Origin of the sequence: Corallococcus sp. AB049A (assembly GCF_003668885.1) — a bacterium.
In the GTDB taxonomy this organism is placed as follows: Bacteria; Myxococcota; Myxococcia; order Myxococcales; family Myxococcaceae; genus Corallococcus; species Corallococcus interemptor.
Map to the genome: position 1 here is coordinate 1 of NZ_RAWL01000101.1, position 22,683 is coordinate 22,683.

Genomic DNA, 22,683 nt, shown 5'->3' on the forward strand with positions numbered 1-22,683 from the left:
CCCCCAAGCCGTTCTTCGGGAGCTTCGGCGTGGACACGCCGGGCATGGACACCTCCGTCGCCCCGGGCGACGACTTCTACCGCTACGTCAACGGCAAGTGGGCGGACTCCACGGAGATTCCTCCGGACCGCTCCGCCTTCGGCATGTTCACGCGGCTGAACGAGGACGCCACGAAGCAGACGCGCGACCTCCTGGAGGCCGCCGCGAAGTCGGACGCCCCCGCCGGAAGCGAGGACCGCAAGCTGGGGGACTTCTACTCCAGCTTCATGGACGAGGCCGCCATCGAGGCCAAGGGCGCCACGCCGCTCAAGCCGGAGCTGGATCGCATCAACGCCGTCGCCAACCGCAAGGCCCTGGCCGCGCTGCTGGGCACCACCCTGCGCAGCGACGTGGATCCGCTCAACACCGGCAAGGCCACCACGGATCGCCTCCTGGGCCTCTGGGTGGCGGAGGACCTGAACGACCCCAGCCGCTACGCCGCGTACCTCCTGCAGGGCGGCCTGGGCCTGCCGGACCGCGACTTCTACCTGAAGGACACGCCGCGCTTCAAAGAGGTGCGTGAGAAGTACCAGCAGCACATCGCCGCCCAGCTGAAGAACGCCGGCATCCCGGACGCGGAGGCCAAGGCCCGCGCCATCTTCGGCCTGGAGATGAAGATCGCCCAGATCCACTGGTCGGCGCAGGACACGCAGGACGTGGAGAAGGTGAACAACCCCTGGAAGCAGACGGACTTCGCGAAGAAGGCGCCCGGCATGGACTGGGCCGCGTACTTCGCGAGCGCCGGCCTCGCGTCCCAGAAGGACTTCATCGTCTGGCAGCCGTCCGCCATCACCGGCATCGCGAAGCTCGTGGGCAGCGAGCCGCTCCAGACGTGGAAGGACTACCTGGCCTTCCACGCCATCATGCACGGCACCCCGTACCTGTCGAAGGCGTTCGTGGACGCGGGCTTCGACTTCAGCGGAAAGACGCTCTCCGGCACGCAGCAGCTGAGCGACCGCTGGAAGCGCGGCGTGAACTTCACCAACTTCGCCATGGGCGAGGCCGTGGGCAAGCGCTACGTGGAGAAGCACTTCCCGCCCGCCGCCAAGGCGGAGGCGGACCAGATGGTGAAGAACATCCTGGCCGCGCTGGGCCGTCACATCGACGCGCTCGAGTGGATGTCGCCGGAGACCAAGGCCCGCGCCAAGGAGAAGCTGGGCACGGTGCAGGTGGGCATTGGCCACCCGGACACCTGGCGTGACTACTCCGCCCTGGAGATCGTCAAGGGAGACGCCTTCGGCAACGCGGAGCGCGCGGAGCTCTTCGAGACGAAGCGCAACCTGGCCAAGCTGGGCAAGCCCGTGGACCGCAAGGAGTGGTTCATGACCTCCCAGGAGGTCAACGCGCTCAACTCGCCGCAGCAGAACTCCATCATCTTCCCGGCGGCCATCCTCCAGCCCCCGTTCTTCGACCCGAACGCGGACCCGGCCGTGAACTACGGCGGCATCGGGTCCGTCATCGGCCATGAAATCGTCCACAGCTTCGACGACGTGGGCGCGCAGTTCGACGCAAAGGGCAAGCTGGCCAACTGGTGGACGCCCAAGGACCTGGAGCAGTTCAAGGCCGCGGGCAAGGCGCTGGCCGCGCAGTTCAACGCCTACAAGCCGCTGCCGGACATGAACGTGAACGGCGAACTGACGCTGGGCGAGAACATCGCCGACGTGGCCGGCGTCTCCATTGCCCATGACGCGTACGTGATGTCCCTGGGGGACAAGCCGGCGCCCACGCTGGACGGCTTCACGGGCGAGCAGCGCTTCTTCATGGGCTACGCGCAGGTGTGGCGCACCAAGTTCCGCGAACCCATGCTGCGCCGGCTGCTGGTGACGGATGGCCACTCGCCCGGCATGTTCCGCGCGGCCACCGTGCGCAACCTGGACGCGTGGTACCCGGCGTTCAACGTGAAGGCCGGCCAGGGCCTCTACCTGACGCCGGAGCAGCGCGTGAAGGTCTGGTAGCACCGCAGCACCCGCGCCGGGCGCACGAAGGCCGTGCGTCCGGTGCGAAGGGGGTCCTCCTGAAAAACCGTTGAGGCGAAACTTTAAAGAGCGCGATGCGACAATGTGGGAGTCGGTAGGTCGCTCCGCATCCCCCCACGGAGGAACACCATGGAAATCAACCGCAAGTCGCCCGCCTCCATCGCCCCCACCGCCCAGACGCAGACCTCGCGCGCCCAGGCTCCGAAGGCGAAGCCCCTGACGGTGCGTGACGGCTTCGACTCGCAGGGTGCGCGCCCCTCCAACTTCGTGGACCGCCCGACGGGCCGCCCCGTGACGCCGGGCGCCAGCGTGCCGGCGTCGGCGTTTGCCTTCGGGTCGTCCAACGTCGCGGTGAAGCCGGGCGCGAACAAGGTCGTGGACGCGAAGCAGGTGGATCCGTCCCAGCCCAGGCCGAAGCTCACGGGCGAGCCGGTCATCGCGGTCATCGACGGCGGCGTGGACTACAAGCACACCGACCTGGACGACGCGATGTGGACGAACCCCGGTGAGGTGGACGGGGACGGCATCGACAACGACGGCAACGGCATCGCGGACGACATCCACGGCTTCAACGTGGGCACCGGCAAGGGCGACCCGTTCAAGGGCGACGGCACGGACCACGGCACGCACGTGGCGGGCATCATCGCCGCGGAGGACAACGGCGAGGGCAACACCGGCATCGCCGCGGGCAAGGCGAAGATTCTCAGCGTGGGCGGCCTGTACGACGGCGCGGACCTGCTGACGAACTTCGAGCGCTCGGTGGACTACCTGGTGAAGATGAAGACCGAGCACGGCGTGAACATCCGCGCCGCGAACGCGAGCTTCGGTGACTCCTACCGCGACGCCGCGTCCCAGAAGCGCTGGGAGGCCGCCATCCAGAAGCTGGCGGACGCGGACATCCTGCTGCTCGCGGCCACGGCCAACGGCAACGGCAGCAACATGAACAACGTGCCGGACATGCCCGCCAACGTGGACCTGCCCAACGTCCTCACCGTGGCGTCCATGGACCGCGACAACGACAAGCTGGCCCGCTTCTCGTCGCACGGCGACAAGGTGGTGGACCTGGCCGCGGTCGGCGAGGACGTGCTCAGCACCGTGCCCGGCAACGACTGGGAGGAGATGAGCGGTACCTCCATGGCCACCCCCACCGTGGCCGCCACCGCCGCGCGCATGTTCGCGGAGAACCCGGACCTGACGGCCGTGCAGGTGCGCGACCTCATCCTCAAGACGGTGGAGCAGGACCCGGACCTCAAGGGCAAGGTCATCACCGGCGGCAAGCTGGACATCCAGGCCGCCATCGACGCGGCCAAGGCCACCGTGCAGCCGAAGCCCCAGACGCAGCCCGTCGCCTCGCGCTGAAAACCGCGTCACAGCCTCGCGGTCTCCCTCCGGGCCCCCTCGCCATGTCCATGGCGGGTGTGGGCCCGGAAGCCGTTCCAGGACCCGGGTCCGCGCGGCTACGGTGCACGCGTCATCCCTTCCGTGAGCCACCCATGCGCGTTCCCTCCGTGATGCAGCTGTTCGTGCTGTCCGTGCCCCTCTTCTCCGCGCCCGCGTGGGCCGTGGAGCACTGCTCGTTCCAGGGCAAGCCCATCAACCTGGACAACGGCAACTCGACCGCGAACCTCACCGGCACCGTGCGCTGCGTGGACGAGGACACGAAGAAGGAGACGCGCACCGTCGCGTTCAAGAACGGCCAGCAGGACGGCTGGGAGGTGCGCCGCTGGTCCGACGGCCGCGCGATTGAACAGGAGTACAAGGCCGGCAAGCGGCACGGCGGCTTCAAGCGCTACGAAGAAGGCCGGCTCGTGGAGACGTCCCACTACGTGGACGACAACGAGCAGGGCGAGATGCTGCGCTACTACCCCAACGGCAAGGTGTCCCGGCGCGTGGACCGGCAGCCGGAGGACGCGCGGAGCACCTACGCGGACTACGACGAGGCCGGGCGGCTCACCAAGGCGGGCTGCGGGCTGCGCACGTCCTGGGAGGCGGGCCTGAAGGACTGCGTCTGGAAGGGGCCCTCCCCGCTCGTGTTCTTCCATCCGAATGGCCAGAAGCGCGCCGTCATCCCGCTGAAGAACGGCAAGCGCGACGGCGTGACGGAACTCTTCGACAAGGACGGGCAGCGCACCGCGACCAATGCGTTCTCGGAAGGCCTGCTGCACGGCGTGACCACGCGCTACGCCGACGGCAAGGCCCTCACCTCCACGACCTGGGTCAAGGGCGAGCGGGAGGGCGACGAGACGGAGTTCTTCAAGGACGGCGGCAAGAAGCAGGTCATCACCTGGCAGAAGCGCCAGCAGGTGAAGCTCGTGGAGTTCTTCCAGAACGGCGAGCGCAAGCATGAGCTCGTGGTGACGGGAGACCGCGCGGTGGAGTCCTCCTTCGAGGACGACGGCTCGCTGCGCGAGCGGCGCAACCTCATCAAGGGTGACTTCCACAACGGCTTCGACCCCGACGGCGTCACGGAGACCTTCCTCCCGGACGGCGGACCGGAGAGCCGCGAGCACTACGTGAAGGGCAAGGCGGAAGGCCGCCGCCAGGTCTGGGCGGAGAACGGCACCCTCATCGAGGACTCGCAGTGGACGAAGGACCGCGTCACCGAGCGCAAGCGCTGGAACCCCGACGGCGGGCTCGTGGAGGACGAGGCCTTCTACGAGGACGGCTCGCGCAAGAAGAAGCAGTAGGCGCGCGAGGGAGCGCCACCTTGACGGAGGATGGCGGCAATATTACTGCCATCATCCATCATGACCCAGAAGACGGAGCAGAAGCAGAAGTCGCACGACGCCATCCTCGCGTCCGCCGCCGCGTTGCTCCTGGAGCGGGGCATCCAGGCCAGCTCCATCATGGACGTGATGAAGGGCGCCGGGCTCACCGTGGGCGGCTTCTACGGGCACTTCGAATCGAAGGAGCACCTGTTCACGGAGACCCTCCGGGGCACCGCCCGCACGGCGTGGAACGCGCTGTTGCGCAAGGCGAAGGAGGACGCTCCGGACGCGCCCGCGCTGAAGGTGCTGGAGCGATACCTGTCGCGCAAGCACCGCGACGCCGCCACGCCCACCTGCCCGCTGCCCAGCATCACCGCGGAGGTGTCGCGGACGGGCGAGCCCTACCGGGGCGCGCTGGAGGCGGAGCTGCAGCAGTTCGTGCGGACGTACGCGGAGCTCCTGCCCGCCGGGGCGCGGCGCCGGGACAAGGCGCTGGCCGCCATCGCGCTCATGTACGGCGCGCTGTCACTGGCGCGCGCCGTGCGCGGCACGAAGCTGGGCGACGAGTTCCTGGACGCGGCCAGGAAGCTGGGCGCGGAGCTGCTGACGAAGGAAGGGGCCTGAAGCCCGGCCCCCTCCCCGCCTCAGGACATCATCAGTCGCGCTGGATGGCGCCCTTCGGGACCAGGATGACGACCTCCTTGCAGTCCGAATAGATGATGGAGTTCATGTCCTGGTAGTTGTGGGTCGTCTTGCCGCCGTTGCGCACGATGCCCATGTCGTTGCCCTTGGACCCGCCGCTGTAGTCCCAGCCGTGGCGCGTCTGGAAGATGATGGCGCCGTCCGGCACCTTCCCGTCCGCGACGAGCTTCCGGTACTGGTCCGCCGTCACCACGTTCGCGGTGGCGTTGCCGTACGGGCTCTTGATGGCCTTCTGCTGGGCACCCGGGAACGGGATGGACTCCCAGCCGTTGCGCAGCATCTGCGCCATGCCGCCGCGGGGGTTGTTCGGGTCGTTGCCCGTCGCCGCCGGCGTGTTCGGGATGCCCAGCCGGCTCATGTTGTCCAGCGTGGTGCGCACGCAGTAGCCCGTCTGGCCGTTGTTCAGGCGCGACGTGGCCAGCTTCTTCAGCGTGGCGTTGTTCGTGTCGATGCGGACGCCGTTGCCCAGCACCGCGCCGTTGTTGTTCGTGCCCTGGGTGTTGTTCGTGCCCTGGGTGTTGTTCGTGCCGCCGGTGTTGTTCGTGGTGCTGGGGCGGTTGCCCTGCAGCGCCTTGAGCGTGTCGGGGCCCACCTGGCCCGCGTTGGCGCCCGCACGCACGCCGTTCGCGCGCTGGAAGTCCTCCACGGCCTTCTTCGTCACGGGACCGAACTTGCCGTCCGCCGGGACGCCCAGCATCTCCTGGAGCTGCTTCACCGCCGGGCCCTGCATGCCCTCGCGCAGGTTGTTGCCACGCACCTTCACCTGGTCCATCGAGGGCGCGGCGGTCCACGTCTTCGCCCCCGGCCGCTGCTGGGGGGTCGCGGGCTCGAAGGTGTCGGCGGTCTGCGACGGGCGCGTGGGGGTGTTGGTGTTCGTATTGGTGGCGCCGGGGGTCGAGGCACCGCCGAAGTGCGGCGCCAGCGCCTGCGCGCGCGCCCAGACGTCGTTGGAGTAGTCATTGCCCGTGGTGCCCACGTCCATGCCCTGGATGGTGCGCACGTTGCCCGGCCCGGAGTTGTACGCGGCCACCGCGCCACGAAGCTGCTGCGCCTCGGACCAGTCCGGGTGCGCCTTCTTCATGTCGTTGACGTAGCCCTTGAGGATGCCCGCCGCCTGGTCGATGTGCTCGGCGCTGGTGGGGCCGCCCTTCGTCGTGTGGAAGCGGTGGTCCACCTGCATCACGCCAAAGCCGTTGCCGCCGTCACCGTGGCCCGTGCGATCCAGCGCCCCGCCCGCGCGCGACTCGCGGCTCGCGATGGCCGCCAGCAGCGCCGGGGGCAGGCCGTGCTTCGCCGCCGCCGCCTCGATGTTGCCCTTGAACTTCTGCAGCCGGGCGAGATCCGCCTGCGCCATCTTCGTGGACGCCGCCACGCCAGGCTGCAGCCCGTCCTGCCGCGCCGTGCGGGCGGAGGCGCCCGTGGGCTGGTACTGCGACAGGATGGCGTTGGGGTTCGCGCTGGTGCGAACCGCGCTCGTCGTCAGCGCCTGGGAACGATTCGAGAAGACAGAGTTCGTGCGCTGGGACGTGGTCGCGGAGAGGCTCATTCGGGGATTCCTCGTTGGCGGCTGTGATTCCTGCCCCGATTATCCAGACCCCTCCCTGCGAGTTGCGTGAGATCCGGAAATAAAGATCTCCAAGTTTAATGTGTTCGCAATTTTCCGCTCAAACTTGTCTGGCCTATGGCCTTTGTCACGAACGGGCAACGAAAACGGGGCCTGTCCCCGTGAAGGAACAGACCCCGTGCGGCGCTACAGGCCTGTGACGTGAGGGACTAACCGGGGATGAGGCCCCCGACGAAGTCCTTCAGGCCGCCGTAGATGTCTCCGGCCAGGTCGCCCACCTCGCCGGGCAGGTCCTTCAGGGCACCGAGCGCGTCCTTGGCGGCATCGATGCCCTTGTCCGCCAGATCGCCCAGGTGGCCCACGGCTGCCTCCGCCAGCTGACCGCCCGCGCCGGCCAGGTCCTTGAGCGCGTCCACGCCCGCGTCGCCCAGGTCCGCCACGGCGATGAGCAGCTCCTTGCCGCCCTCCGTCAGGTTGTCCTTCCAGGCCTTGGCGACGTTCTTGAAGGACTCCACGCCGTCCTTGAGCAGGTCACGGGCGAAGTCCTTGGCCCACGTCACGCGGTTGTCGACGAAGTCCTTGATGGCGCTCGCCGCCTTGGTGGCCAGCTCGCCGCCCTTGCGGGCCATGTCGGACAGCGCGCCGCCCACCCACTCGCCGGCCTTGGTGAGGGCCTCGCCGGGGTTCTCCGCGATGTACTTGAGCGTCTCCACGGCCTTCTCGCCGGCGTTGGCCAGGCCCTTCACCAGGCCCTCCGCCAGCTCGGCGCCCTTGGCGCCCAGGTCCTTCACGGACTCCCAGGCCTTCTTGGCCAGCTCGCCGCCCTTGGCCAGGGCGTCGCCAATGGCCTCCTTCGCCTTGGCCGCGGCCTCGCCCGGGTTCTGGGCCGTCCAGGCCAAGAGCTCCAGGCCCTTCTCGCCCAGCTCCTTGGCCTTGTTCACCGTGTTGGAGACGAGCGTCGTCGCCCCGTCGATGAGCTCCTTGGCCTTCTCCTTCGCGGCGCCGGTGAGCTTGTCGTAGCCGGCCTTCAGGTCATTGAGCGTGGAGACGGCCTGCTTGTAGAGCGCCTTGCCGGCGTCCGTGGCCAGGTCCAGGCCCTTGTCCACGACGCTCTTGATGCCTTCGAGCGCCTTCTTCGCGGCCTCGCCCGGGTTCTGCGCGATGTACTTGAGCGTCTCCAGGCCCTTCTCACCCAGCTGCTTCGCGCCGTCGATGACGTTGTCGAGGACCTGCTTGGCCTCCTTGGCCAGCTCGCCGCCCTTCTCGATGGCGGTGTTGAAGGCCTCCGTCGCCGCCTTCACCGCGGCCTCGCCGTACTTGGACGGGTTGCGCACCACGTCCGCCAGCTTGTGGATGACCTTCGCGGCGCCCTTGAGGCCCTCGCCGGCCAGCTCCGCCTGGGACACGCCCACGAACTCGGCGGCCTTCACCGCGCCCTTGGCGGCCTTCTCCACGCCCCACTGGATCAGCTGTGCGGTGCCTTCCGGCCCGTAGTACGCGGCCATGTGCGCCAGGCCCGCGGGGCCCTGCGCGGCGGCGCCCGCCAGGTTCACGGCCTTCATCCAGCCCGGGGCCTCGTAGCCGTCCGGGTCGGCCTCGAACTTGGCCTTCTCCTGGCTGAAGCCGATGTCCATCGCCAGCTCGGCGGCGCCCAGCAGCACGCTGGCGCCCACGTCCGCGGCCACGCCCACGCCGGTGAGGTCCAGCGCGATGCCCAGGCCCGCGTCCGCGACGTTCAGCGCCGCGGCGGTGTGCGCGAAGTAGCCCAGGTCGTTGTTCTTGCCGTGCAGCTCCAGGGACTCCTTCTCGTACTTCGCCGCGTCGATGGCGTTGGGCAGCGCGCCCGCCACCGGGACGACCTTCGCCAGGTTCTTGAACACCTTGCCGGCGACGTCGGCGGTGATCTCCACGCCGATCTTGCCCAGCACCTTGTCCATCACCTTGAGGCCCTGGCCCACCAGCTTGCTGCCCGCCTTGTCCAGCAGCGGCCCCAGGCCCTTCACGGTGGTGTTGAGCGCGTCCGCGCCCAGGCCGTCCGTGAGCTTGAGCATCGCCTTGAGCGCGCCGGAGTCCATCTCCGTCACCAGCTTGGAGACGACCTTGGCCGCGTCATCGTCCAGCTTGCCCGCGAGCTTCGCGAACTGCTCCGTGGTCTTCGGATCCGACAGGACCTCGTTGAGGACCTTGTGCTCCATGCCGCCCAGCGCGCTCACCAGCCGCTTGCCGGCCGCGGCGTCCGCCTTGCCCAGCTGGCCCACCAGGTTGTCCAGGGCCTTGGGGTCGGTGATGCCCTTGAGCGCGGCCTCCAGCGACTCCGGGCCGCCCAGCTTGGTGGCGGCGGCGTCCAGCTTCTTGAGCTGATCCGGCGACAGCTTGGACGCGAGCTGCGGATCCAGCCCCTTCACCTTCACGTTGGCCAGCTGCGAGCCCTGCTGGGCCACCTCCGTGGCGTTCTTCACGCCGCCGTTCTTGAGCACGTCCGCGAAGGCCTTGAGGTCCTTCTTGAGGTCGGGGGCCTCCGCCAAGAGCTGCGCGGCGGCCAGCGCCTTGTCCTGCGTGGAGGCGTTGGGGTCCACCAGGGTGATGGCGGCGCCCGCGGCGCGCAGCGACCCGTCCAGCTTGCGCAGGTCATTGGCCAGCGCGGGGAACTTGTCCCCGGCGAAGTCCTTGAGCGCCTTGCCCAGCTCCAGCGTGGCGGTGGCCTTGTCCGTGGCGGAGGCGTTGGGGTCCGTCCACTTGCCAATGGCGCCCACCAGCTTCTCCGCGGCGGGCAGGCCCTTGAGCGCGGTGTCCAGCACGCCCTTCAGGTCCTCGGGCGCGAAGGTGTCGCCGGTGGCCTTGGCCAGGGTGAGCGCGGCCTGCGCCTTGTCCACCTTGCTCGCCTTGGGGTCCGTCAGCTTGCCCAGCGAGGTGAGCGCGTCGGAGTTGGTGGCCAGCTTCGCCAGCTTGTCGTCCTTGACGCCCAGGCGCTCCAGCGCGTTGGGGACGGTCTCCGGGAACTGCGAGGCCAGCTCGCCCAGGGCGGTGGCCTTCTCGGAGAAGGAGCCGGTGCCCAGCTTGTTGAGCGAGTCGTAGGCCTTCTTCAGGTCCTCCTTCTTCGCGTCCTTCAGCTCCGGGAAGAGCTTGGGCAGCTCCTCCGGCTTGTCCGGCAGCGCCTCCGCGTGGGGCGGCTTCGGATCCGCCGCCGGGGCCGTGCCATTGGCGTTGCCCGTCACCTGCGCGTTCACCGGGCGCGCGGAGCCATTGCCGGTGGACAGCGGCGTGGCGAACGGGTTCGTGGACTCGCCCGTCAGCCGGTTCACCCCGTTGCGGTTCTGCGAGGAGCTGCCCGCGGTGAACTGATCATCCTGGAACAGCTTCACCGTGGGCTGCTTCGTCTGCTGTTGCTGCTGCTGCTTCGCGGCGGCCTCGGCGGCGGCCTTCGCGGCGGCTTCGGCGGCGGCCTTCGCGGCGGCTCGAGCAGCGGCCTCGGCGGCGGCGCGCGCGGCGGCTTCAGCGGCGGCCCGGGCGGCGGCGGCAGCGGCGGCGGCGGAACCATCAATGGGGGTGGACATGGGCAGAACTCCTACCTTTTCGAGAATCGAGAATGCCTCGGGATTCTCTACATTTCGCGGCGAATGTTGCCTGACTCTCCGCAAACCGTGAATCCCGAGGCGATGGACCCGATACGAAGGTGTCGCTCTGCGGGTTACATGGATTGCGCGGTCCCCGCATGACGCGGGCGGGCATACCGGCCGCTATGGAAGTTCCACCGGAGTCCCCCTGCGTCATGCCCCCGGGGACGATGGATTCTCAGCCTCCGAGCTGAGCGCCCACTGGCCCAGGCACATGCACCCGGCGGAGGTGAGCAGGGTCAGCGCCCCCGCGACGATGAAGGGGCAGTCCACGGCCATGAGCAGGGGCAGCGGGGCCCACCCCGCGAGGAAGCTGGCCGGGGTGAACAGCAGCGCCCGGGGGCCGCGCATGAAGCTCTGGATGAGCCCCAGCACCGCGCCCGTGACGGCGAAGCCCGCGAGCATCGCGTACGGGTACGCCTTGTTGAACATCAGCATGTAGACGCCCAGCAGCGGGAAGACGTGCACGCTGCCGGGGATCCACAGGATGAAGGCGCTCAGCACCCAACTGCTCGGCGGCGGGGACTTGGACATGGGGGGAATCCATCCCATGTCGCGGCCCATGGCCACTCCCTGGCGACAGACACTGTCTGTACGGATGGGCTACAGCTTGACCTGGCAGGCCTTGAGGTTGGTGTTGCTGACGCCGTTGCAGGCGTAGCTCTCCCGGCAGTCGGACGACGAATCGCAGACGGGCGAGCACATCAGCGAATCGAGCTGGCGCGTGCACAGCGTGTCCTCCGGACAGCCGCCGCCCGCGCCCTCCTCGGTGCAGTCCTGCGCGCAGAAGGTGCCGGGGAAGTCCCTGCGGCAGGAGAGGCCGGAGCCACAGCCTTCGTCGCCGCAGCTCTCCCCCACGCCTCCCGTGCTGTCGCCACAGGCCAGGAGGGGGAGCGCCATCAACAGGGGGAGCAGCATTCGGGTCAGTCGCATGCGAAGTCCTTTCAATTGTCCGTCGGGTCGTGAGCAGTGCGTTTCAGAGCGGCTGGGTGCGCTGGAGGAGCCAGTCGCGCGCGGGGCCCTGGACGTGGGGCTGGAGTCTTTCACGCACGGCGGCGTGATAGGCATTGAGCCAGTCCACCTCGTCCCGGGAGAGCAGGGCCACGTCCACCAGCCGCGTGTCGATGGGACAGAGGCTCAGCGTCTCGAAGCGCAGGAAGTCGCCGAACTCCGTCTTCCGGTCCGGCACCGCGGCGATGAGGTTCTCGATGCGGATGCCCCAGCGGCCCGGCCGGTAGAGCCCGGGCTCGTTGGAGGTGATCATCCCCGGCTCCATCGCCGTGGTGAGGTCGTTGAGCATCGTCGGGGAGAAGCCGTGCGGCCCCTCGTGGACGTTGAGGAAGAAGCCCACGCCGTGGCCGGTGCCGTGGCCGTAGTCCAGGCCCTCCGCCCACAGCGGCGCGCGCGCCAGCGCGTCCAGGTTCGGGGAGCGGGTCCCCCGGGGGAAGCGGGCGCGGGACAGGTTGATCATCCCGCGCAGCACCAGCGTGAAGTCGCGCCGTTGCTCGGGCGTGGGCTCGCCCACGGGTACCACCCGGGTGATGTCCGTGGTGCCGGACGTGTACTGGCCGCCGGAGTCGATGAGCAGCAGGCCCTGCGGCGTCTGGCCCGGCAGGCACACCGTCGCGTGCGAGTCCCGCGTCGCCCGGTAGTGCGGCATGGCGGCGTTCGCGTTGTACGCGGCGATGGTGGAGAAGCTGAGCGACACGAAGCCCGGACGCTTCGCCCGCTCCGCGGAGAGCCGCTCGTCCACGGTCAGCTCGGTGATGGGCTCGCGGCCCAGGGCGGACTCGAACCAGGCGAAGAACGCGCACAGCGCCGCGCCGTCCTGCTCCATCGCGTCGCGGAAGTGCGCGAGCTCCGCGTCCGTCTTGCGCGACTTGGCCACGGTGGACGGGTTGAGCCCCTCCACCACCGTGACGCCCCGGGGCACCGCCTGCCGCAGGCCGTGGGTGATGCGGCGCGGATCCACCAGCAGCCGCGTTCCCTCCTGCAGCGCCCCCAGCGCGCGGGCCGCCTCGTCGTACGGGTGCAGGGTGATGCCGTCCGCCTCCAGCGCCGCGCGCAGCGCGTCCGGCACCTTGCCCTCGCCAATGAACAGCCGCGCCCCGCCGGGCTCCACCAGCAGGTGCGCGAGGAACAGCGGCAGGTGCTCCACGTCCGCGCCGCGCAGGTTCGTCAGCCACGCGACGTCATCCAGCGTGGAGATGAAGTGATGCGTCGCGCCCAGCACGCCCATCTCCGCGCGCACGGCCCGCAGCTTGTCCGTGCGGGACACGGGCGACAGCGCGTGCGCGAAGACGGGCGCGGCGGGCAGGGGCGGCCGGTCCGTCCACGCCTCCGCCAGCACGTCCAGGTCCGTGCGCAGCACCACCCCCGCCGCGGACAGCTGCGAGGCCGCCTGACGGGCCTGGCCCAGCCCCAGCACCGCGCCGTCCACCGCCACCGTCTGCCCTTGCGGCACGTTCGCGGCCAGCCAGTCCAGGGGCGACTGCCCGGGCGCGTTCGTCGTGCGCACCGTCGCGATGCCGCTGCCCATCAGCTGCGCGTCCGCCTGGTCCCAGTAGCGGCTGTCCACCCAGAGGCCCGCGTCGTCCTCCGTCACCACCAGCGTGGCCAGCGAGCCGGTGAAGCCAGACGCCCACTCGCGCCCCTTCCAGCGGGCCGGCAGGTACGTGGACAGGTGCGGGTCGCTCGTTGGGACCCACACCGCCGCCACCCCGCGCGCCCGCATCACCTGCCGCAGCCGCGCGATGCGCTCGCGCGCCGCGGCCCCCTGCGTCTGCCCCTGGCCCATGGCTTCCTCCGTCGTTGCGTCGAGCGTCCTCATGCCGGAAACCGCGCCCCATTTCCAAGGCCCTCCCGCGCTGGATGTCCACGCGCGGGGTCAAGACTCCTGGGAATGCGGGTGCTCTTCGGAAGACGCGGCGCAGCATCCCGTTGGGGCGGGGATGGGGGATGTGTTGTCCATTGGTGGAAAAGCGACGCGAGGGCCTGGGCCTCGGGCGCGGCGGTGCTTACCAAGCCGGTGGCCGCGGTGAGGAGCACGCGGCCGGCTTTACCCGTCTCCAGAGCAGGCCTGGTTTCCCACCGTGCGACGTGTTCTCGCCATCCTTCCCTACGTTCCGCTGCCTTCGGATACGGGCGGCACCCTGCGCACGCTCGAGTTGGTGCGTGCCCTTGCCTCGCGCTTCGAGCTGGACGTGTTCGCGGTGCACCGGGCGGGCAACGACGCCGAGGGCTTCAAGCGCTGGCTGGGGGAGCACGGCGTGCCGGCTTCGCGGCTGCACCTGGTGGACCTGCCGCGCGTGGCGCCCCGGGAGACGCTCAACAGCGGCCGGGCCTTCCTCAAGGGCACGCCGCTCACCTACGTCCGCTTCGCGCGCCAGGGCCTGAAGGACGCCCTGCGCCGGGTGCTGACGGAGCGGTGCCCCTTCGACATCATCCACTTCGACCACCTGCACATGGCGCAGCTGTTGCCGCTGGCGCGGCAGCTGAATCCGACCGCGCACATGGTCATCGACGAGCACAACGTGGAGAGCCAGCTGCTCGCGCGCATGGCGCCGCTGAGCCCGGCGCCGATGCGGCCGTTCCTGAACTGGCAGTTCAAGCGGGTGGAGCGGCTGGAGCGCGAGTGCGTGCGTCAGGCGGACACGGTGCTGGCGTGCTCGTCGGTGGACGCGGAGCAGCTGCGCGCCATGGGGGCGAAGCGGGTGCACGTGGTGCCCAACGGCGTGAAGCTGCCGGACTTCGCGCCGCGCGAGGGCACGGGTGACGACCTCGTGTTCGTGGGCTCCATGGACTGGTGGCCCAATGAAGACGCGGTGCTGCTGCTGGCGCGCGAGGTGTGGCCGCTGGTGTCGTCGGACCTGTCGACGAGCAAGCTGATGGTGGTGGGCCGCAGTCCGCCCGCGTCCGTGCGCGCGCTGGAGAACGAGCGGCTGGTGGTGACGGGCTCGGTGCCGTCGGTGGCGCCGTACCTGGCGCGAGCGCTGGCCACGGCCATTCCGCTGCGAGCGGGCAGCGGCACGCGCCTCAAGGTGCTGGAGGCCGCGGCGGCGGGCGTGCCCGTGGTGGCCACGCGCCTGGCGGTGGAGGGCTTGCCGGTGGTGGAGGGGCAGCACGTCCTCCTGGCGGAATCCCCCCAGGAGTTCGCCGCCGCGCTGCGCCGGCTGCGCAAGGATCCGGACCTGTGCAGCAAGCTCGCGCAGAACGCCCGCCGCATGGCGGAGGCCTTCGCGTGGGACGGAATCGGCGCGGGGCTGGGTGAGCTGTACCTGAACGCGGTGGCGGTGAATGGTGGGAAGACGCCGTCCGGGACGGAAGCGAACTGAGGAGCCGGCCTGGCGCGGTGGACCCACACCGCGCCAGGGCTCGCCCGCCGAAGCCGCACCGCACGAACCTGTCCGGCTGTCGGACAGGTTTTGGACGACCGGGGCCGGAGCCTCTGTGGGGGACCTGCGTCGTACCGGGAGTCGCGGACGGCGCTTGAGGACAGGGTCCTTCAGCGGCCACGCCCTACCCGGCCGCGACCTGCGCTTCGCGCGAGTCCATCAGGGCCGGCAGGTACAGGGATTCGATGTAGCGCCTGGCCATCCGCTCTGGCGCATGGTGGGTCACGACGTATTCGCGCGCGGCCTGCGCCATCCGCGTGCGCCAGCCGGGCGCCGTGAGCAGTCCCGCGAGCGCCGAGGCCAGCGTGCCCGCGTCCCCCGGTGGCACCACGAGCCCGCGCCCCGTGCCCAGCACATGGGGCAGCTCACCGACTCCAGACGCCACCAGCGGACGGCCCAGCGCCATCGCCTCCAGCGCGACCAGCGGCATGCCCTCCCGCAGGGACGGCATCACCACCGCGTCCGCCGCCGCGTAAACGCTGCGCACCTCCGAGCGGAACCCCAGGAAGCGCACCGGCAGCCCCTGGGCCTGCGCTTCCAGCGGCTCGCGCAGCGGGCCATCACCCACCAGCAGCAGCGTGGGCACCGTCGCGCCGGGCGTCCGGGCCAGCCGCTGCATCGCATCCAGCAGCACCTGCGGGCCCTTCTCCACCGACAGGCGGCCGACCATCGCGATGACGGCCCCCTCCGGCGCGAGCCCCAAGGCCTCACGGGCCTGGAGGCGTTCCTCGTCCGTGCACATGTCCGCGAGCGGCAGCGCGTTGGGGATGTAGACCACCGGCGAGCGGTGGACATACCGGCGCAGGCGCGCGGTCAATTCACGCGACACCGCCGCCACCGCGTGCGTGCAGTTGCCCAGCACGCGCGCCAATCCCTCGTACGCGATCAACGCGGGCGTGGCGCCGGTGTCCCCATGGTAGGTGGCCACCAGCGGCACCCCAGCGAGCGCGCTCGCGGCGGCGCCCAGCGTGAGCGACTTGTAGTCATGCGCGTGCAGCAGCCCCACGCCGCGCCGGCGGATCTCCGAGGCGAGCGTCGCCACGGCCATCGCGCTGAAGCGGCCGGGCACCTCCAGCGTCAGCGCGTCCAGCCCCTGCTCCCGGACCGCGCCCGACAGCACGTCCACCCGTCCGGGTGAAATGAGGCTGCACACCTGCGCCCGCCAGGGCGACGGCGTGGACGCGGCCAGCGACAGCAGCGCCCGCTCCGCGCCATACAGGCCGCAGGTACTGCGCACATGGAGGATGGTGGAGTGCGCCACGCGTGGTCCTCTTCGTGCCCGCTCACGCCTGGGCGCGAGCCGCGGCCCCCCGGTAGAGCTTCGCGTACGTGTCCACCATCGTGGACAGCGAGTAGCGCTGCGCCTCGCGCTTCGCGGCCTCGCCCAAGCGGGAGCGCAGCTCCGGGTCATGGACCAGCCGCTTCACCGCGCCGCCGAGCGCATCCACGTCCTCTGACTTCACCAGGAGCGCCGTCTGGCCATCGCTGTGCACCTCGCGGATGGCGGGAATCGCGTGCGACACCGTGGGCAGCCCCACCGCCATCGCCTCCAGCAGCGACAGCGAGCGGCCCTCGCGGCGGGACGGCTGCACGTAGACGTCGAACGCGGGCAGCAGCTTGCTCGCCTCCAGCAGCGCGCCCGTGAAGTGCATCCGTCCAGCCAGCGGAGACGCGGCGGCACGAGCCCTGAGCGCGGCCTCCATCGGACCGGGGCCAATCATCACCAGGTGCGTGTCCTTCTCCTCCGCGAAGTGGCGCAGGAAGGCGTCCACCAGCAGGTCCGGGCCCTTCTCCTCGGAGAGGCGCCCCAGGTAGCCCACCACCTTCACGTCCTGCGGAAGGCCCAGGCGCTCGCGCGCGGCATGGCGCGCCTCCGCGCCCGTGGCCACCTCCAGCGGCACGCCGTTCTCGATGGTGACCACGTTGGAGAGCAGCTTCGGGCTCCAGCGCTCCAGGCTGGCGCGCACCTCGCTGCCGCACGCGACCAGGGAGTTGGTGAACATGGCGGCGGCCATGGCGGCGGGGCGCAGCTTGCCCTGCGGCTCCACCGTCTGATGGAAGGTGCCCATCACGGGCGTGCGAGGACGCAGCGTCCGGGTGGCGACGGCGTTGAGCCAGGGCCCCACGTCGTGGCCGTGGACCACGTCCGCGCCAAAGGCGTCCACTTCCTGAGCCAGCCGGCGGATGGCCGCGGGCGTCATGCCGGCGAGGCCTCCCAGCCAGACCGTGGGGACGTTGGCGCGCTGGAGCAGCTCGCGCACCGGGCCGTCCGGCCCCAGGGCCAGCACCACGGATTCAATGCCCCGCTCGCGGCCATGCTGCGACAGCCGGACCACCAGCTGTTCGAGCCCGCCCATCTCCAGGCCATACATCACGTGAGCCACGCGCGTAGGCCGCGCCTTCGGGTGCATTTCGTTCGTCATGGACGCGGCCAACCTAGGCACGCACCCCAGGCCCACAACCCCCCGCCGACGGCCTCCCGCCCGCCGGATGTCCAGCAGTGGAACTTCCTTCGCGGCGCGTGAAGACACGGTGCCTCCCCGGGGAGAACCCGCCCGTTTGCCCGGGGCTTCCGTCCTGCGGGAGACTCGTGTGCATCCAACGCCTACAGGCCCCTGGGGGCCCCCACTGGAGCCCCGCTTGGGAATCCCTGATCCCGGCTTCCAGCTGCTCACCACCTGCGGCGATGAGGCCGAGGCCGCGATCGCACGGGGGCTGCTCGAAGCGAACGGCATCCCGTGCATCGTCCAGGGCGAGCAGCACCGAGAAGGCCTTCCGCGCGGTGCACGGCCAGCGCGCCACGCGGATCCGCAGGCGCTGCGGCAACTTCCTGTGCGACACCTGTGAGGGCGCCGGCGCCGGCCTCTGTGAGGACTGCGCCGAGCTCAAGGACCCAGGCGCCCAGGTTCACCGGGGCCGGAAGCGAAAGGTCATCGCGTGGCTGATCCTGCTCTTCATGTTCGGGCCGCTCCTGTTCCTCATCCTGACGAGCAGCCTCAACGCCCTGCTGCGCTGAGGTGTCTGGCTTCAGGGCTCTTCGCGCTGGCCCTGGCCACCGCGTGCGCCACCCTGCCGGCGGCGGTCGCGCCGACGCGGACGGGGGCTCCCGCGAACGGCCTGCCCTACCGCCTCTTCGTCTCCGGAGCGGCCACGCCGGAACATCCGCACCGGCTGATCATCTGGCTTCATCCGACGGGCACGGACGGCCTGGCGCTGGTGGAGCCCCTGGCGGAGGCCTTCAACGCGCGAGGGTACGCGCTGCTGACGTTCCCCCGAGGGGCCGTGGCGGGCTGGAGCGGCGCGGACGCGAACCGGGTGATGCTCGGCACGCTGCCGGAGGTGGCTCGCGTTCCCGGCGTGGACGCGGAACAGCCCGTGCTGCTGGGCTTCAGCGCGGGCGCGCAGATGGCGCTGGAGCTGTGGGCCGCGCGCCCCGAGGCCTTTCGCGCGCTGGTGCTGGTCGCCGGAGCCCCGCGCCTGTCCCGCGGCGACGAGCTCCATCCTCCCCACGGCCCCGCGCACTCCCGGGTGCCGCTCCTGTCCTTCATCGGTGAGACGGACGGCAGCGCTCCATTGTGGCGGACGGCGCTCGAAGCCTGGCGCGCGGCCGGGCTGCGGTTGGACTCGCGCGAGGTCCCTGGCCAGGGGCATACGTGGTTGTTGTCACAACCGGATGAACAAAAGGCGCTGTTTCAATTCCTGGCGGAATTGTCCCCAACGCCCTGACCTTTTTCCGTCAACCACGCAAGAAATGTAGAATCGCCTCGGAACACTTGAATTCCTGTTTGATAACAGGCAAAGCCACCGCCGGTTGTCTCATCGAAGGAGTTCGACGTGTTTCGACATGCATCACGCTGGGTGACGACGTTCGTGCTGGGTCTCACCTTCATCCAGACAGGCTGTGCCCCCGCTGAACCGCCCGCCCCCCAGACACCGGAGACCGCGTCCGCCGAGCAGCCGCTGCTGGCCGGTGAGCGGTCCCTGCTGGGCACCACCGCGCTCCCGGCCGTGACGGCCGCGGATGACAGCGGCGCGGTGGAGCTGGGCGTGCGCTTCCGCAGCGACGCTCCGGGCCGCATCATGGGCGTGCGCTTCTACAAGGGCGCGGGCAACACCGGCACGCACACCGGCAGCCTGTGGACGGCGTCCGGCTCGCTGCTCGCCACCGCCACCTTCCAGAACGAGACGGCCTCCGGCTGGCAGGAGGTGCGCTTCGCCACGCCGGTCACCATCTCCGCCGACACGAACTACGTCGTCTCGTACCACGCGCCCGCGGGGCACTACGCCGTGACGAGCAACGGCTTCGCGTCCGCGCTGGACGTGCCGCCCCTGCACGCCGAGGCGGGCTCCAACGGCCTCTACCGCTACGGCACCAGCGGCTTCCCCACCAACTCCTTCAACGCGAGCAACTACTGGGTGGACGTGGCCTTCCAGCCCAACGACACCACGCCCCCGACAGCGCCCACGAACCTGGTGGCGACGCCCGGCTCGTCCAGCGCCATCGAGCTGACCTGGTACCCATCCGTGGACGGCTCGGGTGAGGTGCAGGGCAACGCGCGCTGGCACCTGGTGTACCGCAACAACGTGCTCATCGCGGAGCTGCCTGGCAACACCCTGAGCTACCGCGACACCGGCCTGAATCCCTCCACCGGGTACAACTACGCCGTGCGCGGCCGTGACGCCGCCGGCAACCTCAGCCCGTCCTCCACGGTCGTCACCGGCACCACGCTCCCGAACATGGCCTGCAACCCCTGCAGCCTGTGGACCAGCGCGACGGGCAACCCTCAGTACGAGAACGCCGACACCACCCCGGCGGAGATCGGCGTGAAGTTCCGCACCGACGTGGCCGGCACGGTGACGAAGGTCCGCTACTACAAGGGCAGCACCGACAACGGCCCGCACGTGGGCCACCTGTGGAGCGCCACCGGCACCCTGCTGGCCACCACGGAGACGACGCCCGCCGAGTCGGGCTTCGGCTGGCGTGAGCTGTCCTTCCCCACGCCGGTGAGCCTCACCGCGAACACGACCTACGTCGTGTCGTACTTCGCCACCGGCGGGCGCTACGCCATCACCCCGTACTACTTCAGCACCGCGGGCGTGGACATGCCCCCGCTGCACGCGCCCTCCACCCTGCAGGCCAGCGGCAACGGCGTGCGCAACCTCAACGGCAGCGCGTTCCCCACGGAGGCGTGGCTCAACACCAACTTCTGGGTGGACGTGACGTTCGTCCCCTCGGCGCCCACCGGTCCCTCGACGGTGGACCTGGCCGTGACGCAGTCGTTCCCCGCCGGCACGGGCGCCAACGGTGACTTCCTCTTCTACGACATCACCGTGACGAACAACGGCCCGGCGGCCGCCACCAACGTCGTGCTCGACGTCCCCATCCCCACGGGCCTGAGCTACTTCTTCTACTCCGCGAACACGCCGGGCATCAGCGGCAGCCACTGCGGGTTCTTCAGCGACCTGCAGTGTGAAGCCCCCACCCTGGCGCCGGGCGCGAGCTTCACCATCCACGTGGAGGCCATCCCCTTGAGCGCGGGGACGTTCATCAGCCAGGCCACCATCTCCTCCTCGGAGTCGGACTTCGTGCCGGGCAACAACACGCACGCGCTGACCATCCCCGTGGGCCCGTCCACCAACCTCGTGACGTTCGAGGACGTCCCCGGCCAGGATGAGACCCTCAACGGCTCCCATGGCCCCGTCCAGTACGGCCTCAACCGCTGGTACATCGCGTCCCCCTGGGGTGGGTTCGACACGAGGAGCATCTCCTTCAACGGCGGCGGCCTCACCCAGGCCAACCTGGGCATCGTCGGCCAGCGCCGCATCCTGGGCCTGGATGCCTTCACGTGGGACAGCGGCGCCACGGTCACGCTGAAGTGCATCGACCTGCCCATCCTCACCTTCCCCCTGACGGCGGGAGAGGTGACGCACCTCGTCCCCACGTGGACGGAGCCCTGCGCCCTGCTCACGGTCATCACGTCCAACGGCTGGGACACGAACTTCGACAACCTGGCGCTGTCGCCCCGGCCGTAAGCGCGTGACGCATGGGACGGCGGGCATGCTTCGCGGGTGCCCGCCGCGCCCCTGACTACGACGGCTTGTCTCCCGCGCAGGCCGCGGCACGCGCGCGCAGCAGCGCCTGTTCCTTCGCGTTGCGCGTGAGTGACGCCGCCCGTTCGAACTCCGCGCGGGCCTCCTTGAGGCGCCCCAGCTTCTGGAGCAGGTCGCCGCGCACGCTCGGCAGCAGGTGGTAGTGCTTGAGCGACGGCTCGGCCACGAGCTGATCCACCAACTCCAGCCCCGCCGCGGGACCGAAGGCCATGGACAGGGCGACGGCGCGGTTGAGCTCCACCACCGGCGACGGCACCAGCCGCGCGAGCACCGCGTAGAGCGCCGCGATGCGCTGCCAGTCCGTCTCCTCCGGCGTGCGCGCCCGCGCGTGGCAGGCGGCGATGGCGGCCTGCACCGTGTAGGGCCCCGCCGGCCCGGCCTTCTCCGAGCGCTCCAGCGCCGCGAGCCCGCGACGGATGAGGAGCTGATCCCACAGCGCGCGGTTCTGCTCCAGCAGCAGCACGGGCTCACCGGAAGGCCCCACCCGCGCCCGGGCCCGCGACGCCTGAATCTCCATCAGCGCCACCAGCCCGTGCACCTCCGGCTCCTCCGGCGCCAGCTCCGCGAGGATGCGCCCCAGCCGCAGCGCGTCCTGGCACAGCTCCGGGCGCATCCAGTCATCGCCCGCGGTGGCGGAGTAGCCCTCGTTGAAGATGAGGTAGACGACCTCCAGCACCGACGCGAGCCGCGCCTCCAGCTCCTCGCCCCGGGGGACCTCGAAGGGGACGCCCTTCTCCGCCAGCGTCCGCTTGGCGCGCACGATGCGCTGGGCCACCGTGGGCTCCGGCACCAGGAACGCGCGGGCGATTTCGTCCGTCGTCAGGCCGCCCAGCAGCCGCAGCGTCAGCGCCACCCGTGCCTCCGGGGACAGCACCGGGTGGCACGACGTGAAGATGAGGCGCAGCAGGTCGTCGCCGACGTCGTCGTCCAGGGCCGCGTCCAGGTCTGGCACCTCCGCCTCCTCCAGCCCGTGCCCCAGCTCCTCGTGCTTGCGCGCGAGCAGCTTGTGACGGCGCATCTCGTCGATGGCGCGGCGCTTCGCGGTGGCCATCAGCCACGCGCCCGGGTTCTCCGGCACGCCCGTCACCGGCCATTTCTCCAACGCCACGACCAGCGCGTCCTGCGCCAGCTCCTCCGCCTGACCCACGTCGCGCACCATGCGCGCAAGCCCGGCGATGAGCCGGGCGGACTCGATTCTCCACACCGCGTGCACCGCGGCCTGCGCCTTGGAAACCGTCACGGCGCGAACTCAATCAAATGCACGTCGAATGGGCGCCCCGGAAATCGACACGGGGTGCGATTTGCCGCGAAAAGCAACACGGCCCCGGGCTTCCCCGTATGGAGATGCCCGAGGCCGTCACGTCATCCTACGCCCGCGCCTCGGCGCTGGAGGCCTGCGCCCCTTCAGGCACCGGCTCGTACGTCCCCAGGCGCATGCTGGCCTGGGCGCGTCCCTGCGTGCGGCCGCGCAGCGCCGTCACGTAGCCGAACAGGCGCGCCATGGGCACCCGCGCGGACACGCACCGCGCCGGCCCCTTCGCCTCCATCCCCAGCACCCGTCCCCGCCGCGACGCC

The 22,683-nt window shown here is 70.3% G+C and carries 17 protein-coding genes; 8 read left to right on the top strand and 9 right to left on the bottom strand.

Annotated elements, in window-relative coordinates:
- From D7X55_RS13655 to D7X55_RS13670, 4 genes are all read left to right on the top strand, one after another.
- Positions 1 to 1,994: M13 family metallopeptidase (locus tag D7X55_RS13655; RefSeq protein WP_147470102.1), on the top strand; the 1,994-nt coding region annotated here is incomplete at its 5' end.
- Positions 1,995 to 2,144: 150 nt separating this feature from the next.
- Entirely contained in the window at positions 2,145 to 3,374 is a 1,230-nt protein-coding gene (locus tag D7X55_RS13660; RefSeq protein WP_121723286.1) for a S8 family peptidase, read from the top strand.
- A 134-nt stretch (positions 3,375 to 3,508) separates the two neighbouring features.
- The gene (locus D7X55_RS13665; protein WP_158626369.1) at positions 3,509 to 4,702 is read left to right on the top strand and encodes a toxin-antitoxin system YwqK family antitoxin; all 1,194 of its coding nucleotides are present in this window, start codon (positions 3,509 to 3,511) and stop codon (positions 4,700 to 4,702) included.
- A 60-nt stretch (positions 4,703 to 4,762) separates the two neighbouring features.
- Positions 4,763 to 5,347: a TetR/AcrR family transcriptional regulator gene (locus D7X55_RS13670; protein ID WP_120546359.1), complete on the top strand. Its 585-nt coding sequence runs from the start codon at positions 4,763 to 4,765 to the stop codon at positions 5,345 to 5,347.
- 31 nt (positions 5,348 to 5,378) lie between these two features.
- On the opposite strand, the gene D7X55_RS13675 is transcribed toward D7X55_RS13670, so the two are convergent.
- From D7X55_RS13675 to D7X55_RS13700, 5 genes are all read right to left on the bottom strand, one after another.
- Positions 5,379 to 6,971 (bottom strand): peptidoglycan-binding protein, encoded by a 1,593-nt coding sequence (locus tag D7X55_RS13675; protein ID WP_121723288.1) that lies wholly within the window; start codon positions 6,969 to 6,971, stop codon positions 5,379 to 5,381.
- A 227-nt stretch (positions 6,972 to 7,198) separates the two neighbouring features.
- Entirely contained in the window at positions 7,199 to 10,543 is a 3,345-nt protein-coding gene (locus D7X55_RS13680; protein ID WP_199746956.1) for a Dauer Up-regulated, read from the bottom strand.
- A 213-nt stretch (positions 10,544 to 10,756) separates the two neighbouring features.
- Positions 10,757 to 11,137, bottom strand: a complete 381-nt coding sequence (locus tag D7X55_RS13690; protein ID WP_121723289.1) for a hypothetical protein — start codon at positions 11,135 to 11,137, stop codon at positions 10,757 to 10,759.
- Between the two features lie 69 nt (positions 11,138 to 11,206).
- The gene (locus D7X55_RS13695) at positions 11,207 to 11,536 is read right to left on the bottom strand and encodes a hypothetical protein (RefSeq protein ID WP_147470103.1); all 330 of its coding nucleotides are present in this window, start codon (positions 11,534 to 11,536) and stop codon (positions 11,207 to 11,209) included.
- A 43-nt stretch (positions 11,537 to 11,579) separates the two neighbouring features.
- Positions 11,580 to 13,433: an aminopeptidase P family protein gene (locus D7X55_RS13700; protein ID WP_233609842.1), complete on the bottom strand. Its 1,854-nt coding sequence runs from the start codon at positions 13,431 to 13,433 to the stop codon at positions 11,580 to 11,582.
- A gap of 262 nt (positions 13,434 to 13,695) precedes the next feature.
- On the opposite strand from D7X55_RS13700, the gene D7X55_RS13705 reads away from it, so the two are divergent.
- Complete coding sequence (locus tag D7X55_RS13705) at positions 13,696 to 14,937, top strand: glycosyltransferase family 4 protein (RefSeq protein WP_121723291.1); 1,242 nt, start codon at positions 13,696 to 13,698, stop codon at positions 14,935 to 14,937.
- A 184-nt stretch (positions 14,938 to 15,121) separates the two neighbouring features.
- Here the strand turns inward: D7X55_RS13705 and D7X55_RS13710 are convergent, their stop codons facing one another.
- Both D7X55_RS13710 and D7X55_RS13715 read right to left on the bottom strand, forming a co-directional pair.
- Complete coding sequence (locus tag D7X55_RS13710) at positions 15,122 to 16,258, bottom strand: glycosyltransferase family 4 protein (RefSeq protein ID WP_158616123.1); 1,137 nt, start codon at positions 16,256 to 16,258, stop codon at positions 15,122 to 15,124.
- Between the two features lie 22 nt (positions 16,259 to 16,280).
- Complete coding sequence (locus D7X55_RS13715; protein WP_158616122.1) at positions 16,281 to 17,420, bottom strand: glycosyltransferase; 1,140 nt, start codon at positions 17,418 to 17,420, stop codon at positions 16,281 to 16,283.
- A 359-nt stretch (positions 17,421 to 17,779) separates the two neighbouring features.
- On the opposite strand from D7X55_RS13715, the gene D7X55_RS13720 reads away from it, so the two are divergent.
- The 3 genes from D7X55_RS13720 to D7X55_RS13730 all read left to right on the top strand — a co-directional run bounded on the left by D7X55_RS13720 (position 17,780) and on the right by D7X55_RS13730 (position 21,030).
- The gene (locus D7X55_RS13720) at positions 17,780 to 18,013 is read left to right on the top strand and encodes a hypothetical protein (RefSeq protein WP_121723292.1); all 234 of its coding nucleotides are present in this window, start codon (positions 17,780 to 17,782) and stop codon (positions 18,011 to 18,013) included.
- A complete protein-coding gene (locus tag D7X55_RS42895) occupies positions 17,935 to 18,723 on the top strand; it encodes an alpha/beta hydrolase (protein WP_147468375.1) in 789 nt (262 codons plus the stop codon). The genes D7X55_RS13720 and D7X55_RS42895 overlap by 79 nt, the downstream gene beginning before the upstream one ends.
- A gap of 108 nt (positions 18,724 to 18,831) precedes the next feature.
- Complete coding sequence (locus tag D7X55_RS13730) at positions 18,832 to 21,030, top strand: DUF4082 domain-containing protein (protein WP_120546347.1); 2,199 nt, start codon at positions 18,832 to 18,834, stop codon at positions 21,028 to 21,030.
- A gap of 55 nt (positions 21,031 to 21,085) precedes the next feature.
- On the opposite strand, the gene D7X55_RS13735 is transcribed toward D7X55_RS13730, so the two are convergent.
- On the bottom strand, positions 21,086 to 22,348 hold the full coding sequence (locus D7X55_RS13735; protein WP_120546346.1) for an RNA polymerase sigma factor: 1,263 nt from the start codon (positions 22,346 to 22,348) through the stop codon (positions 21,086 to 21,088).
- 127 nt (positions 22,349 to 22,475) lie between these two features.
- The coding region (locus D7X55_RS13740; RefSeq protein WP_147470104.1) for a hypothetical protein at positions 22,476 to 22,683 on the bottom strand (208 nt) is incomplete at its 5' end.

Bases quoted from the DNA above. Each gene is read 5' to 3' on its own strand.
- D7X55_RS13695 (WP_147470103.1), bottom strand. From the start codon at position 11,536: ATGCGACTGACCCGAATGCTGCTCCCCCTGTTGATGGCGCTCCCCCTC.
- D7X55_RS13690 (WP_121723289.1), bottom strand. From the start codon at position 11,137: ATGTCCAAGTCCCCGCCGCCGAGCAGTTGGGTGCTGAGCGCCTTCATC.
- D7X55_RS13670 (WP_120546359.1), top strand. From the start codon at position 4,763: ATGACCCAGAAGACGGAGCAGAAGCAGAAGTCGCACGACGCCATCCTC.
- D7X55_RS13700 (WP_233609842.1), bottom strand. From the start codon at position 13,433: ATGAGGACGCTCGACGCAACGACGGAGGAAGCCATGGGCCAGGGGCAG.
- D7X55_RS13660 (WP_121723286.1), top strand. From the start codon at position 2,145: ATGGAAATCAACCGCAAGTCGCCCGCCTCCATCGCCCCCACCGCCCAG.
- D7X55_RS13665 (WP_158626369.1), top strand. From the start codon at position 3,509: ATGCGCGTTCCCTCCGTGATGCAGCTGTTCGTGCTGTCCGTGCCCCTC.
- D7X55_RS13675 (WP_121723288.1), bottom strand. From the start codon at position 6,971: ATGAGCCTCTCCGCGACCACGTCCCAGCGCACGAACTCTGTCTTCTCG.
- D7X55_RS13715 (WP_158616122.1), bottom strand. From the start codon at position 17,420: ATGACGAACGAAATGCACCCGAAGGCGCGGCCTACGCGCGTGGCTCAC.
- D7X55_RS13680 (WP_199746956.1), bottom strand. From the start codon at position 10,543: ATGTCCACCCCCATTGATGGTTCCGCCGCCGCCGCTGCCGCCGCCGCC.